The organism is Streptomyces sp. NPDC005438 (genome assembly GCF_040606315.1).
GTDB lineage: Bacteria > Actinomycetota > Actinomycetes > Streptomycetales > Streptomycetaceae > Streptomyces.
The window spans coordinates 134,369-148,983 of the sequence record NZ_JBEXEP010000001.1; the positions used below are offsets into that span (position 1 = coordinate 134,369).

A 14,615-nucleotide genomic window follows, 5' to 3' on the forward strand; every position below is an offset into this window, starting at 1 on the left:
CCATGAAGATACGCACCGGTGACATCGTCACCCACGTCCAGCGGCTGGCGGCCGGAGAGGCCGGCGGCACCGTACCCGACGAGGAACCCCCCGTGGTGGTCTTCGTCCACGGCCTCCTCACCGACAGCCTCGCCAGCTACTACTTCACCCTCGGCCCGGCCCTCTCCGCGGCCGGCGTCGACGTGGTGATGTACGACCTGCGCGGCCACGGCCGTTCCACCCGCCCCACCTCCGGCTACCGGCTGGAGAACTTCGTCGAGGACCTCGCCCTGCTCCTGGAGGGCCTGGACGAGCGTCGACCGGTCCACGTGGTCGGCAACTCCTTCGGCGGCACCGTCGCCGCCGGCCTCGCCGCCTGGCACCCCGAGCGCGTCGCCACCGCCATCATGATCGAGTCCGAGCCGCCGGTCGCCGTCTGGAACCGGCACATGGCGGACGGCCTGGGCCACGCCCGCCGCGAACTCGTACGCCAGGAGTCCATCGACTGGATCGCCGAACGGTACGGCTCCCACACCGCCCGGCTCTCCAAGGGCGCCGGACGCATCCTGGAGGCCACCACCCTCGCCGAGGAGATCCCGCACGGACAGGTCATCGACGACGACCTGTCCGCCATCCGCTGCCCCGTACTCGCCGTCTTCGGCGACGAGTCCGGCCTCAGCGCCCAGGTGCCCTCCCTGGAGGCCAAGCTGCCGCTGTGCCGCACCGTGGTGCTGCCCCGACAGGGCCACTCGGTCCTCGTCGAGCAGCCCAACCGCACCCGCGACCTGGTCCTGGACTGGGTCCGCGAACACCACACCCCCGCCGCCCGCCTGGAGACGGCCCTGAGCGGGGCACCACGATGAGTCGCTTCCTGCTGGTGGTACCGCCACTGGTGGGTCACATCAACCCCCTCGTCGGGGTGGCGGGTGAACTCACCAGGCGCGGCCACCAGGTCGCCTGGTGCGGGCGGGCCGACTGGATCCACCAGCGGGTGGGTGCCGAGGCCCGGGTGTACGACTGCGCCATCCCCGAGGAGGAGGGCATCGTCCGGCCGGCCGGGCTCACCGGGCCGGCCGCCTTCCGCTTCCTGTGGGAGGAGTTCTTCGTCCCGCTGGCCGAGACCATGGCGCCGGGGGTGGAGCGGGCCGTCCGCGACTGGCGCCCGGACGTGGTCCTCAGCGACCAGCACACGGTGGCCGGCTCCCTGGTCGCCGAACGGCTCGGGGTACCCCACATGACCTCGGCCAGCACCTGCGCGGAACTCATCGACCCGCTGGCCGAACTCCCCAAGGTGGCGGCCTGGTTGGACGAGCGGCTGGACGCCCTCCGGCGCGACCTCGGCGACCCCTCCGCCACCAACGACCCCCGCTTCTCGCGGTACGGCACGCTCGCCTTCACCGGGCGGGAACTCCTCGCCGGCGTCGAACCCCGCTGGGACCACGTCCACCTCCTCGGGCCGGTCCTCGGCGACCGCCCCGACCAGGACGACTTCCCCTGGGACCGGCTGGACGAGAACCGGGAGCTGGTGTTCGTCTCCCTCGGCACCGCCAACACCGACGCCGGCGCCCGCTTCCTCCAGGAGACCGGCCAGGCGCTGGCCCTGCTGGGCGACCGGGTGCAGGGCGTGGTCTCCGACCCCGGCGGCCACCTCACCGACCCGCCCCCGGGCACCGTGGTACGCCCCCACGTACCCCAACTCGCGGTCCTGGAGCGGGCCCACGCCGTGATCAGCCACGGCGGGCACAACACCGTCTGCGAGTCGCTGTGGCACGGGCTGCCGCTGCTCCTCGCCCCCATCCGTGACGACCAGCCACTGGTCTCCCGGCAGGTCGTGGAGGCCGGCGCCGGGGTACGGGTGCGGTTCGGGCGGGTACGGGCCGAACGGCTCGCCGAGGTACTGCGTACCCTGCTGGACGACACCGAGGGCCACCGCACCGCAGCCGCCACCATCGGGCGTTCCCTGCGGCAGACCGGGGGCCAGCACACCGCCGCCGACCACCTGGAACGCCTCGCCGAACGCGGCGCCGTCACCACGGCGGCCCGCTGACCCCCCACCGGAGCACCCCATGACGACGGCACCCGTACCCTCGCCCGCCGGCGAGCCCCGCACGCTGGCGCCGCGCCCCTCCTCCGGCCCCCGGCACGGGGTCCGCCCCATGCGCGCCCTGATGCGGGAGGCCCGGCCCCACCGGTTCGTCCTGCTGGGCACCCTGGTCCTGGTCCTCGGGGCCAGCGCCTCCGGGCTGGTCCAACCCCTGGTCGCCCAGGCCGTGTTGGACGCCCTCCAGGACAAGACCAGCGTGACCGGGCCGCTGATCCTGCTGGGGGTGCTGGTCGTCGCCGGAGCCGGACTCACCGGCCTCCAGTCCTGGTGGCAGCAGCGCACCTCGGAACGGGTGGTGCGCTCCATCCGCCAGGACCTGGTGTTCCGGCTGATACGGCTGCGGGTGCCCGAACTCGACCGCCGACCCCCCGGCGACCTGATCGCCCGGGTCACCTCCGACAGCTCCATGGTGCAGAACGCCGCCACCCAGGGCCTGGTCATGGGCACCAACGGCATCCTCACCATCATCGGCGCCATCGTCCTGATGGGCGTCGTCCACGCCGGCCTGCTGGCCGTGACCATGGCCGTGCTGCTGGTCGTCGGCGCCCTGCTGGGCCTGGTGCTGCCACGGATCAAGGAGTCGGTGGCCCGCGCCCAGTCCTCGGTCGGCGCCATCGGCGCCACCCTGGACGGCTCCCTCGGCTCCACCCGCACCGTCAAGGCCAACGGCGCCGAGGCCCGGGAGACCGCCCGGGCCGAGGAGGCCATCGAGACCGCCTACGACGCCGGGCTCTACGGCGCCAAGTACGTGGCCCTGGTCCAGGTGCTCTCCGGGGTCGCCATCCAGGCCGCGTTCCTCGCCGTGCTCGGTGTCGGCGGTGCCCTGGTGGCCGCCGGCAGCCTGGAGGCCTCCGAGCTGATCGCCTTCCTGTTGTACGTGTTCTACCTGGCCAGCCCCATCGCCCAGCTGCTGGGCGGGCTCGCCATGCTCCAGCAGGGACTGGGCGCCATCGTCCGTATCGAGCAGGCCCGCAACCTGCCGCTGGAGACGGACGTCGACCTGCCCCCGCCGCCCGTGGACACCCCCCACGAGGCGCCGCCGGTGGAGTTCCAGAACGTCCGCTTCGCCTACTCCGGGCGCGCCCCCGCCCTGCGCGGCATCTCCTTCACCGTCCCCGCCGGCACCCAGACCGCCCTGGTGGGCCTCTCCGGCGCCGGCAAGACCACGATGTTCGCGCTGCTGCAACGGTTCTACGAGCCGGACGCCGGGCGGGTACTGATCGGCGGGGTCGACATCGCCACCCTGCCCAGGGCCGAGGTACGGCGCCGTATCGCGTACGTGGAGCAGGAGTCCCCGGTGATGGCCGGCACCCTGGCGGACAACCTCCGCTACGCCGCCACCGACGCCACCGACGCCGAGATCGACGAGGTCCTGCGGCTGGTGCGGCTGGACACCCTGGTGGAGCGGCTGCCCAACGGCCTGGAAACCCGGGTCGGCAACCGGGGCGTGACCCTCTCCGGCGGTGAGCGCCAGCGGCTGGCCATCGCCCGCGCCCTGCTGCGCAAGCCCCAGGTACTGCTGCTGGACGAGGCCACCGCCCAGTTGGACGCCAGCAACGAACAGGCGCTGCGGGACGCGGTCGACCAGGCGGCCCGCCGCTGTACGGTCCTGCTGATCGCGCACCGGCTGTCCACGGTGACCCAGGCCGAGCAGATCGTGGTGCTGGAGGGCGGCATGGTCCGCGCGGCCGGTACCCACCAGGACCTGGTGGGCGCGGACATGCTCTACCGGGAGCTGGCCTCCTCGCAGATGCTGGTGCCGGCCACCGACGACTGGCAGCAGTCCGCGAGCCAGCCCGTGCTGTGACGGCGAGGGCGACGGTGTCAGTGGCAGTGGGAGTAGCAGTGGCAGTGCCGGCGACCTGACCGGGCCGGCCGTGACGGTCGCCCCCCTCAGGTCGTTCGGACGTCCTCCGTCGGAATGCCGGGGACCGGAAAGCGAACCGCCGAGGGCGGGCGGTAAACGACGGGGAGAACCTTTCCCGACACCGGGGCCGGATGCCCGTTCGGGCAATTGACGGAAGATCGGAAAGGGCGCGCGGATACCTTTCGGAATTTCCGTACGGCCGGGGTGGGTGATCCTTTTCCGTTCCCCTTCCGGTAAGGCCGAGGGGAAAATCGGACAGAGAAAGGGAAATGCTCACGAAAGGAAACGGGAAGGCCCCGGGGAGGAAATCCCCGGGGCCTTCCCGGTGTGCTTCTCGCGCGCTGGCGGGTCCCCCGTGGGAGACGTGGGACGCCGCCGTGGCGTCACCGCGTGGTCAGCCGGTGATGCCGTTCAGCAGGGCGAGGTAGCCGTCGCGGTGACCGGCCTTGTTGGGGTGGTAGGACTCGTTGATCTTGTCCCACTCCAGGCTGGTCACCCACTCCTCGTTGCCGGAGCAGATGGAGTGCGGGTCGAAGGCCGACCGCGGGTCCAGGTAGGTGAACCCGGCCTTCTGCGCCTCCTGCGAGGTGACGCTGGCGAGGGTGTCGGCGGCGGAGTTGAGCGCCTCACGCTCGGCGTCGCTCAGCCCCAGGATGCCGCAGTCCCCGCCGATGGTGTACAGGCGCGGGTAACCCACCGCCACCACCTTGGCGTCCGGCGACTTGGCGCGGATCGCCGAGTACGTCTTGGACAGCGCGCCCGGCAGGTTGTTCGTCGCCGCCGCCTTGGCCGCGTCCACGCCCGCGATGCAGTCCTTGTCATCGAGGGTGAGGATGCAGTTCTTCAGCACCTCGACGAACCCCACGTCGTTACCGCCGACCTGGACGGTCACCAGGCTGGTGTCCGCCGTGAGCTGCGGAACCTGGTCGCTCTGCACCTCGGCCGTGGTGGCCCCGGAGCAGGACGCCTCGACGAAGCTGTACGAGGAGTGCTGCTCGGCCCACAGGCGCGGGTAGGTCAGCGGTCCCCGACGGCAGGGGTCGTTCTCGTCGTCGTAGGTACGGGTGCCGGGAGCCACCGCGTACGAGTCGCCGAGGGCGACGTACTTCTGGGCCGCCTTGGTGTCGGCGTTCTCCGCTGCCGTCGCCTGGGGAGCCACAGTGGCCGCCAGACAGAAGGCCGCGGCAGCGGCGAAAAGGGACATGAGGGGTCTTCGGGCCCGTATAGACCGCATTCTCCACTCCTCTTGTGTGGGGGTGTGTGACCCCTCTGGAATACCAGATGCGCGGAGTGAAATCGCGGCTTTCTCAGAAATTCTACGGGCAGCCTCACGAAAAACTTACGGAAAGGCTGGATATGGCGTTCCGGTGCCCGGAATTCGGACCCCGGAAGATCATTTCCGGTGGCTCACAGGGCGGCGGCGGGAAGCGTACGCGTCATCGCCAGGGGAGCGGGCGGGGCCGCCCGCTGGTCGGGCTCCTCCGGCGGAACCGGCGGGGTGAGCAGCTCCTCCTCCAGCGCCCCCAGGTCCGTCAGCCCGGTCAACTCGGTCAGCTCGGCGGTGGGGGAGTGGGCGGCCACGGTGGCCCAGGTGCGCTTGCCGCGCTCGGCGACGTCGCACCCCCAGGCGCTGGCGAGGGACTGGACGATCAGCAGGCCCCGGCCGGACTCGTCGCAGGTCTCGGCCTTGGTGACGGTCGGCGGCAGGGCGCAGCCGTCGGTCATGGTGATGGTGATCGAGCGGCCTCGCTCCACGTCCAGGGAGCACTCGCCGCCCGGTCCGCCGTGCAGGAGCGCGTTGGTCGCGAGTTCGGTGGCGACCAGGGCGGCGTCCTCGGCCAGGTGTGGACAGTCGACCACGTCACGGATCTCCTGACGTATTCGGCTGATGTCCGCTGCCGCGTTGACGCTGATGCTGCGCCGTCGCATGGGACCTCCAGTCCACTCAGTGCGGGTTCTTCCCACTGTGGCCACGAAGCTCCCCACTTTGCAACCTCACAAAGTGATTCCTCGCAGGTTACTCGGGCACACTGCTGGGGTGAGCAACCCCCGCAGCGGCCCCACGACCGCCCTCCGCGTGATCGCCTACGAGCTGAAGGCCCGGCGCCAACGGGCAGGGCTGACCGTGGCCATGGCGGCGGAGGCCCTGGGGGTGCACACCATGACCGTGACCCGGCTGGAGCGGGCCCAGACCGCCCCCCGGCGGGCCACCGTGGCCCACCTGATGGACGTCTACGGCGCCGACCCCGAGGAGCGGCGCCAGTTGCTGGACGCCCTGGACCGCGCGCTGGAACCGGGCTGGTGGCACTCGTACCGCGATGTCGTCCCGGCCCACATGGACGGGCTGATGGACCTGGAGAGCGAGGCCAACGTGATCAGGGCGTACTGCCCCACGCTGGTGCCCGAGCTGCTCCGCACCCCCGAGTACGCCCGCGCCCTGCTGGAGATGGACCACCCCCGGGCCGACCAGGAGGAACTGGAGCGGCGCGGCGCGCTGCTGGCCGCCCGGCAGCGCGAGCGCCGGGGACGGCTGTGGGCGGTGATGGACGAGTCCGCCCTGCGCAGGCCGGTCGGCGGACCCAAGGTGCTGGCCGAACAGCTGGAGGCCCTGCGGCGGTACGTCGAGGAGCCCGGCCGGGAGGGGGTCACCGTGCAGTGGATACCGATCGCCTCCGCGCCGCACCCCCTGTTGCTGAGCGGTCCGGTGGAGGTCTACCGGCACCCCCACCCCCGTATCCCGGACCACCTCGTCCTGCGGGGGCCGCACGAACAGACAGTCACGGACACCGCGGATAAGGTGTTCACATACACGGCAGCCATGGACATCGTCGCCGCCCGCGCGCAGGAGCCCGACACCCCGCTACCCGTCTGAGGTACTCCTCATGAGCCTGCAACCCGACACCCCCTCCTCGGCCCGCTTCTGGCACGCCCTGCTGGACGGGAAGAACCACTTCCCGGTCGACCAGCAGCTGGTGACCGAGATGGTCGAGCTGTACCCGCAAGCCCGCAGCCTGGCGCTGGCCTCCCGCCGCTTCCAGGCCACCGCGGTCGAGTTCGTCATCGAACAGGGGGTGCGGCAGTTCATCGACCTGGGCGCCGGCCTCCCCGTCGAACCCAACACCCACGAGATCGCCCAGCGCGTCGCCCCGGACGCCCGGGTGGTGTACGTCGACCACGACCCGGTGGTCCTGGCGCACGCCCGCGCGCTGCTGACCAGCAGCCCGGAGGGGCGCACCGACTACCTGGACATCGACTTCCTGGACCGTCCCCGGGTGCTGGCGGACGCCAAGCGCACCCTCGACCTGGAGCGCCCGATCGCCCTGCTGTGGATGTCCACCCTCGGGCACATCCCGGCCGACCAGGCGCCCGGACTGGTCAGCGACTACCTCGACGCCCTCCCGGCCGGCAGTTACCTGGCACTGTGCGACACCCTCACCGACGAGGTGATCGACCAGGCCAACGAGCACTACGCGGCCAGCGGCACCCAGCCCTACACGGCCCGCACCCAGCGGGACTTCGAGCGGATCACCGAGGGCCGCGAGGTGGTGTGGCCGCTCCAGTCGCTCCCCGACGACGAGGGGCACGAGACCCAGCAGTACGGGCTGATCCTCCGTACCTGACGCGCCGTCGGGTCGCAGCCGGGTCGCCCTCGGGTCGCCGTCGGGTCGCGGCCGATTCGCGGCTGAGCCGCCGTCGGGTCCCGCCGAAGCCCGAACCGGCCGTGGAACGCGGCCGGTTCAGGCCGTCGGCTCGGTGACCGGGGCGAACCACAGCCCGGTGATCGCGTCGATGAGCCCATGGGCGGCGGACTCCCAGTCCGGCCGGGGCGTGGGGTCACCGGAGGCCAGGGCGCGTTCCCGTTCGGCGAGTACGTGCACGATCAGGTGCCGCGCCATCTCCCCCCGCTCCAGCCGTACGGCGGGGGGCAGGCTGGGCAGACAGCGGTTGAGGCCGTCGGTGGCCCGGCGTACCGAGGAGCTGAACCCCTCGTCCAGCACCGTCTCGCGCATCACCGGGTCGGTCATCACCTGGGCGACGAAGCGGGAGTACCAGGTGGGGGAGTCCAGGGTGCCGAGGTACTCGACACTGGGGCGGACCAGGCAGGTGATCCAGTCGCGGGCCTCGGCGGAGTCGCCCAGCTCGGCCAGCATCCGCCGCCGCGCCTCCTCGATGGGCAGCTGGTGCCGGCGGACGATGGCCCGCACCAGGTCCGCCTTGGTGCCGAAGTGGTAGCCGACGGCGGCGTTGTTGCCCTGGCCGGCCTCCTCGCTGATCCGCCGGTTGGACACGGCGAACACCCCGTGCTCGGCGAACAGGCGTTCCGCGACGGTGAGGATCTGGTTCCTGGTCTCCGCGCCGCGCGATGTCGTCTCGCTGGTCATGGTGTCCATTCCACCGGAACGGTGCTCGGACCGTCCGGGCGGACCCGTCTTCGTACCCCGGTGGCCGTCGGCGTGGTGTTCGCTGTCACGGTCGGCTCCTCTCCTCGCGCACCCCCGCGTCAGCAGTGAACGACGCTTGATAGCTTGCGTCAAGCGACTGACTTAACCCGTGCTTCCAGAGAGGCCCGCCCGTGCCCAGCACCCCCGACGACAGCGCACCACCCCCACCTTTCGAGGCACCCGTCGAAGCATCCGTCGAAGGCACCCCCGCCCGACGTCCCGGAGCGGTGGTGGGCGTGCTCTCCCTCGCGGGCATCGTGGTCGCCCTGATGCAGACCGTCGTCATCCCGCTGATACCCGAACTCCCCAAACTGCTGCACTCCACACCGGCCGACACCCCCTGGGCCATCACCGCCACCCTGCTCGCCGGAGCCGTCGCCACCCCGGTCATGGGACGGCTCGGCGACATGTACGGCAAGCGCCGGATGCTGCTGCTCAGCCTCGGCCTGCTGATCCTCGGCTCGGTGGTCGGCGCCCTCAGCGAGAGCCTCCCCCCGATGATCGTCGGCCGCACCCTCCAGGGCATGGCGGCCGGTGTGATCCCCCTGGGCATCAGCATCATGCGGGACGAACTGCCCGTGGAACGCCTGGGCTCGGCCACCGCCATGATGAGCGCCTCCCTGGGAGTGGGCGGTGCCCTCGGCCTGCCCCTGGCCGCCTTCCTCGCCGAACGGGTCGACTGGCACGTGCTGTTCTGGGGCTCCGGCGGGGCCGGGGTGGTGGCCACCGTGCTGGTGCTCGCCCTGGTACCGGAGTCCGAGGTACGCACCGGCGGACGCTTCGACGTCCCGGGCGCCCTCGGCCTCTCGGTCGCCCTGCTGTCCCTGCTGCTGGCCATCTCCAAGGGCGCCGACTGGGGCTGGAGCGACGCCCGTACCCTCGGCGGCTTCGCCCTCACGGCGGCGGTACTGCCCCTGTGGGCCCACTGGGAACGCCGTACCCCCGAACCCCTGGTGGACCTGCGCACCACCGTCCGACGGCAGGTACTCCTGACCAACATCGCCTCGGCGGTGTTCGGCTTCGCCATGTTCGCCATGTCGCTGGTGCTGCCCCAACTGGTGCAGCTGCCGGAGGCCACCGGCTTCGGACTGGGCCGCTCCATGGTCACGGTGGGCCTGGTCCTCGGCCCCTCCGGGCTGGTGATGATGGTGATGGCCCCGCTGTCCGCCGGCATCTCCCGTACGGCCGGACCCCGGGTGACCCTGATGGTCGGCGCGGTGGTGGTCGCCGCCGGCTACTCGCTGAGCCTCGTCCTGATGACCGAGCTGTGGCACCTGGTCCTGGTCTCCTCGGTCATCGGCGCCGGCATCGGCCTCGCCTACGGGGCGATGCCCGCCCTGATCATGGGGGCGGTACCGGCCTCCGAGACGGCCGCCGCCAACAGCCTCAACACCCTGATGCGGGCCATCGGCACCTCGTCGGCCAGCGCGGTCGCGGGGGTGGTGCTGGCCCAGATGACCATGCGCCTGGGGCCGGTCGCCGTCCCCTCGCAGAACGGCTTCCGGGTGGTGATGGCCCTCGGCGCGGGCGCCGCCCTGGTGGCCCTGGCCATCGCGGCCTTCCTGCCCTCCCACCGGCCCACCACCCGCTACGCCTCCTCCGGCCCCCACCAGCAGGCCCCCGACGTGGCCTCCACCCGCGGCTGAACCCCGAGGGCCCGGGGCCGTCGGGGCGCGCACCCGGAGGTCCGGGTCCTGGGGTGGGCCTCGGCCGCTGGGCGGGGGGCCGGTTCGCCGGTGGGGTGCGCCTCGGGGTGTCGGCCTGGTGAGCGGTGGGACTGTCGAGGGCGTGACCGGGTCCGGGGCCGGCTTTCCGGGGCTGGCCCTGTCCGGGGCGCGGGCCGGGTGCTGAGCGGCCCGGGGCGGGACCTCGGGCCTCGGCCCCGCGAGCGGTGGGGCCGTCGGGGTGCGCTGCCGGCGTACGGGGTCGGGGGGCGGCCCCGCGCGTACGGCCTCGGGTACCGGGACCGGTCGGGGGGCCGGCCGGCGCGCACGGCTTCCGGCACCGGTGGGTCCGGGTGCCCCGGGGCCGGAGGGGCGCCCCGCCCTGGGGTGCCGTTGGGCCGGCGTGCGACCCGGGGCGTACGAGGTCGGGGGGCGGCCCCGTACGTACGACCCCGGGTACCGGGACCGGTCGGAGGGGTGCCCCTCCGGGGTGGGTGGGGTCAGCCGTGGATGCCCTCGGCGCGGAGCCGTTCGCGTACCGCCTCCCACTCGGGGGAGACCGGCTCGGACCGTCGCGAGGCGCCGACCGAACGGTCCTTGAAGCCGCTGGAGGTGGACAGACAGACCACCGGCCCCTCGACCTGCCCCAACCGACTCAGCTGGCGCAGTCCGGCCAGCCCGGCGGCGGCCGACAGTTCGACCCAGAGCCCGGAGCGGGCCAACTCCTCCCGGGCGGAGGCCATTTCGGCGTCGGTCACCTCCAGCGCGCGGCCACCGCTGTCCCGTACCGCCACCACACCCCGGTAGCCGCCGACCGGGGAGGCGATGCCGTAGGCGTCGGTGGGCCCGGGGGAGACCTCGACCGCCGGCTGGCCCGCGCGCAGCGCCCGGGCCAGGGGAGCGCCGGCCGCCGGCTCGCAGGAGAACAGGCGCGGCACCCGGTCGGTCACCCCGAGCAGGCGCAGTTCGGTGAAGCCCTTCCACACGCCGTAGAGCAGTTCGGCGTAGCCGGTGGGGACGAACAGGGCGGCCGGTACCCCGAGGTCCTGGTGGATCTCGTAGGCGATGCTCTTGTAGCCCTCGGGGCCGAAGCCGTGGCCGGTGTGGGTGGGGGTGAGGTTGCTGACCGGGTGCAGGCCCATCTCGTCCACCACCCGTCGGGTCAGCGGCCAGCGTGCCGCGATCGGCACCGGCAGGACCACGGCGCCGTAGGCGTGGAGGAAGGCGTCGACGGCCGGCGGGTGGTCCTCGGCGGTGAAGACCACGCAACGCAGTCCGGCCCGGGCGGCGTAGGCGGCGGCCGAGGCGCCGTGGTTGCCGGAGGAGGCGACCACGATGCCGGGGGCCCGGACGCCCACGGCGGCGCTGACCGTACAGCGGTTGAGCCGGTCCTTGTGGCTCCAGGTCGGGTTGCGGGACTCGTCCTTGACGTACACCCCCTCCCCGATCTCGACCAGGGGTGTCCCGCCCTCGCCCAGCCCGGGCGCGGCCAGCGGTGGCATCAGCGGCGCCCAGCGGTCCAGGCCGGACGCCCGCCCACGGGGCACGCCGGGGGCGAACAGCGAGGGGTCCACCCGGTCGTGGTCGTACTCCACCTCCACCGGGTACGCCACTGTGTCGGTGCTGGTCCGGGGACAGCCCTGGGTGAGGGGCGGCCACAGCGGATAGCGGAGGTCGGGGTCCTTCAGCGAACGTTGTCCGAGGGCGAGGGATGCGGCAGCAGTCACGTGGTCGAGCGTACGGGGCCCCTCCGACCGGGGCGGAAAGGCGGTTGCGGGCGGTACGTCGGGGAGGCGAACATGCCGTCACCCCGCCCGTGCCCCCGCACGGGCACAGGACCGAGGAAGGAGGAGACGAGTGAGGAACCCCCTGACCGCGCTGGTCTCCCGGGGCGGCGCGCACCGCTGACCCCGCCGGGACGGGCGCCCACGACGGAGCGTGCCGTGCACCCGAACACCGAACGACTGACCATCCGTCCGCTGACCGGGCGGGAGGAACTGCCCCTCTTCCAGCGACTGCCCTACGAGTTGGACCACGAACTCGGCGGGGACCTCGCGTCCGGCCGCCGACACCCCGAGTGGCTGTGGCTCGCCCTGTCGGGCGGCCGGGTACTGGCCAAGCTGGCCTGGTGGAGCACCCCCCACCACGAGGGCCCCCTGCTGTTGGACGTCCTGGAGGTGGACGACACCCTGCCGGCGCCCGACCGGCTGCGGGTCGGCCTGCGCCTGCTGCGCGCCGCCACCGCCACGGTGCTGCCGGCCGGCGCGAGTCCGCCGGAGTACACCCGTTTCGTACCGGCCGACTGGCGGGAGGACCCCGCCCGGCGCGAGGTGGTGCGTACCCGGATGACGCTCCTGGAGCACGCCGGAGCCCGGCCGTTGGTGGAGCGGTCGCGGTGGGAGTGGCGGCCCGGGACGCCGGTCGCCGAACCGGACGGACGCCTGAGGTTCCGCCAGGTCCTGGGCGAGGCGGAGCTGCTGGACCTGATGACCCGTGTCCTGGAGGGCACCCTGGACGCGCACAGCCGTGCCGAGCTGGCCAGCCGGTCGCCCCGGGAGACGGCCCTGAGCCACTACGAGGAGGAACTCGCCCGCTACGCCAGCCCCCGGGCCTGGTGGCGCACCGCCACCCTGCCGGACGGGGAGCCGGTGGGCTTCGTCGTGCCCGCCCACAACGGCTACAACGCGACCATCGCCTACATCGGGGTACTGCCCGAACACCGGGGGCACGGCCACGTGGACCGGTTGCTCGCCGAGGGCACCCGCGTCCTCGCCGAGCAGGACGTCCCCCGGGTACGGGCCGCCACCGACCTGGGCAACGTCCCCATGGCGCGGGCCTTCCACCGCGCCGGATACGTCAGCTTCCAGCACGAGGTCACGATGACCTGGGGGTGACCGGTCCCGGGTGTGCGCCTCTGGCAGTGGTGGGGGTGGGTGGCAACGCCCGTGGGGGCCTGGGGAGTCCGCGCCGTGGACACCCCCGTGCCGGCGCCGGAGCGCGGGTGATAGTCCTGACGTGGGCGGACGTGACCCCGGTGGTGGGGCTGGTACCGCCCGGGCCGTACCGCGACGGGGACGGCGCGACCAGCGAACCGTGGGGGGTGGGCATGACGTGGCAGTGTGAGGTCGGAAGTGGTGGACGCGGGTGGACCCGGCCGGTGGTGGCCGTACCGAGGACGGGCCCCGGGGTGGGGAACCGGTGACCTCGACGCCCAAGGACCCCCACCCCACCGGCACCGACGCACCCGAGCCCCGACCGTCCCGGGGCGGTCGGCTGAGCCGGGTCACCCTGGACACCAGGCCCCTGCGGATACCCACCTTCCGACGGGTCTTCCTGGGCCAGGGCACCTCGTTCATCGGGACCATGGTCACCTCGGTGACCGTGCCGGTGCAGATCTACTCGATCTCCCACTCCTCCTTCTACGTGGGCCTGGCCGGACTCGCGGGCTTCCTGCCCCTGGTGGTCTTCGGCCTGTACGGCGGGGCCATCGCCGACGCCACCGACCGCCGCCTGCTCTACCTGGGCTCCTCGCTGGTGACCTGGGTGGTCACCGTGCTGCTGCTCGCCCAGACCCTGCTGGACGTCGGGTCGGTGGGGCTGATCCTGGCGCTGGTCGCCGTGCAGGGCGCCGGGTTCGCCATCGCCACCTCGACCCGGGGCGCGATCATCCCGCGCATCGTGCCGATGGAGATGATCCCGGCCGCCAACACCCTCAACTTCACGGCCGGCAACGTCGGTCAGGTGCTCGGCCCGCTGCTGGCCGGCGTACTGGTCGGGCTGCCCCACGGCTTCGCCTACGCCTACACCGTGGACGCCGTGCTGTTCACCGTGGCCCTCTACTCCGGGTTCCGGCTGCCCCCGATCCGCCCCCTGGGCGAGACCTCCGGTCGCGGTACCCGAGCCGTACTCGACGGGCTGCGCTTCATCGGTACGAGTCCGGTACTGCTGATGTCCTTCCTGATGGACATCGCCGCCATGGTGCTGGCCATGCCCCGCGCGCTGTTCCCCGAGGCCGCCTCCACCCGTTTCCACGGCGGCGTCGGGATGCTCTACGCCGCCATCGGCGCCGGCGCGGTACTGGCCGGGCTGTTCAGCGGCTGGATCGGCCGGGTCAGACGTCAGGGGGTGGCCCTGACGGTGGCCGTGGTCGCCTGGGCGGTGGCCATCGCCCTGGCCGGCTTCGCCCGGAACCTGTGGCTGGCCGTCGCCCTGCTGGTGCTGGCCGGCGCCTCCGACCTGGTCAGCTCGGTCTACCGGCAGACCATCCTCCAGACCTACGCCCCGGACGAGATGCGCGGCCGGATGCAGGGGGTGTTCACCGTGGTGGTCGCCGGCGGTCCCCGACTGGGGGACCTGCGCGCGGGCGGCATGGCCACGGTCACCACGCTCACCGTCGCCTGGTCCGGCAGCGCCGTGCTGTGCGTGGTGCTGGCCCTGGTCGGCGCGCTGGCCGTGCGGTCGTTCTGGCGCTACGACGCCCAACAGGCCACCGGCGCCGGGGCGGGGGAGAAGGAGGGGCCACCCCGGGAGACCTGACACCCCGTGGGGAGGGCGAGGTG

12 protein-coding genes are annotated in these 14,615 nt (G+C 72.8%); 8 read left to right on the plus strand and 4 right to left on the minus strand.

Going from position 1 to position 14,615, the window contains the following annotated elements; all coding sequences use genetic code 11:
* The first annotated feature begins 2 nt into the window (after positions 1–2).
* Genes ABZT14_RS00575 through ABZT14_RS00585 form a run of 3 tightly spaced genes read left to right on the plus strand, consistent with a single transcriptional unit; the run spans position 3 to position 3,890 of the window.
* Positions 3–842, plus strand: a complete 840-nt coding sequence (locus tag ABZT14_RS00575) for an alpha/beta hydrolase (RefSeq protein ID WP_356294752.1) — start codon at positions 3–5, stop codon at positions 840–842.
* Positions 839–2,026 carry a glycosyltransferase gene (locus ABZT14_RS00580; RefSeq protein ID WP_356294755.1) on the plus strand — a complete coding sequence of 396 codons (1,188 nt, stop codon included), beginning with the start codon at positions 839–841 and terminating at the stop codon, positions 2,024–2,026. Before ABZT14_RS00575 ends, ABZT14_RS00580 begins: the two co-directional genes overlap by 4 nt.
* Before the next feature lie 19 nt (positions 2,027–2,045).
* Positions 2,046–3,890 (plus strand): ABC transporter ATP-binding protein, encoded by a 1,845-nt coding sequence (locus tag ABZT14_RS00585; protein ID WP_356294758.1) that lies wholly within the window; start codon positions 2,046–2,048, stop codon positions 3,888–3,890.
* A 454-nt stretch (positions 3,891–4,344) separates the two neighbouring features.
* Here the strand turns inward: ABZT14_RS00585 and ABZT14_RS00590 are convergent, their stop codons facing one another.
* On the minus strand, positions 4,345–5,154 hold the full coding sequence (locus ABZT14_RS00590; RefSeq protein WP_356294761.1) for an SGNH/GDSL hydrolase family protein: 810 nt from the start codon (positions 5,152–5,154) through the stop codon (positions 4,345–4,347).
* A 203-nt stretch (positions 5,155–5,357) separates the two neighbouring features.
* On the minus strand, positions 5,358–5,879 hold the full coding sequence (locus ABZT14_RS00595) for an ATP-binding protein (RefSeq protein WP_356294764.1): 522 nt from the start codon (positions 5,877–5,879) through the stop codon (positions 5,358–5,360).
* 109 nt (positions 5,880–5,988) lie between these two features.
* Here ABZT14_RS00595 and ABZT14_RS00600 point away from each other — a divergent pair, with 109 nt between their 5' ends.
* Together ABZT14_RS00600 and ABZT14_RS00605 are read left to right on the plus strand one after the other, a co-directional pair.
* On the plus strand, positions 5,989–6,822 hold the full coding sequence (locus ABZT14_RS00600) for a helix-turn-helix transcriptional regulator (RefSeq protein WP_356294767.1): 834 nt from the start codon (positions 5,989–5,991) through the stop codon (positions 6,820–6,822).
* 10 nt (positions 6,823–6,832) lie between these two features.
* Positions 6,833–7,570, plus strand: a complete 738-nt coding sequence (locus ABZT14_RS00605) for an SAM-dependent methyltransferase (RefSeq protein ID WP_356294769.1) — start codon at positions 6,833–6,835, stop codon at positions 7,568–7,570.
* A 117-nt stretch (positions 7,571–7,687) separates the two neighbouring features.
* Here the strand turns inward: ABZT14_RS00605 and ABZT14_RS00610 are convergent, their stop codons facing one another.
* Positions 7,688–8,332, minus strand: coding sequence for a TetR family transcriptional regulator (locus ABZT14_RS00610; protein WP_356294772.1), 645 nt, complete (start codon positions 8,330–8,332; stop codon positions 7,688–7,690).
* Positions 8,333–8,619: 287 nt separating this feature from the next.
* Between ABZT14_RS00610 and ABZT14_RS00615 the strand changes: the two genes are divergently transcribed.
* Complete coding sequence (locus ABZT14_RS00615) at positions 8,620–10,038, plus strand: MFS transporter (RefSeq protein ID WP_356296964.1); 1,419 nt, start codon at positions 8,620–8,622, stop codon at positions 10,036–10,038.
* Positions 10,039–10,556: 518 nt separating this feature from the next.
* Here ABZT14_RS00615 and ABZT14_RS00620 read toward each other — a convergent pair.
* Entirely contained in the window at positions 10,557–11,783 is a 1,227-nt protein-coding gene (locus ABZT14_RS00620; protein ID WP_356294775.1) for a pyridoxal-phosphate dependent enzyme, read from the minus strand.
* A 216-nt stretch (positions 11,784–11,999) separates the two neighbouring features.
* Here ABZT14_RS00620 and ABZT14_RS00625 point away from each other — a divergent pair, with 216 nt between their 5' ends.
* Both ABZT14_RS00625 and ABZT14_RS00630 read left to right on the plus strand, forming a co-directional pair.
* Entirely contained in the window at positions 12,000–12,950 is a 951-nt protein-coding gene (locus ABZT14_RS00625) for a GNAT family N-acetyltransferase (RefSeq protein WP_356294778.1), read from the plus strand.
* Positions 12,951–13,254: 304 nt separating this feature from the next.
* Positions 13,255–14,592: an MFS transporter gene (locus ABZT14_RS00630; RefSeq protein WP_356294781.1), complete on the plus strand. Its 1,338-nt coding sequence runs from the start codon at positions 13,255–13,257 to the stop codon at positions 14,590–14,592.
* Positions 14,593–14,615: the final 23 nt, after the last annotated feature.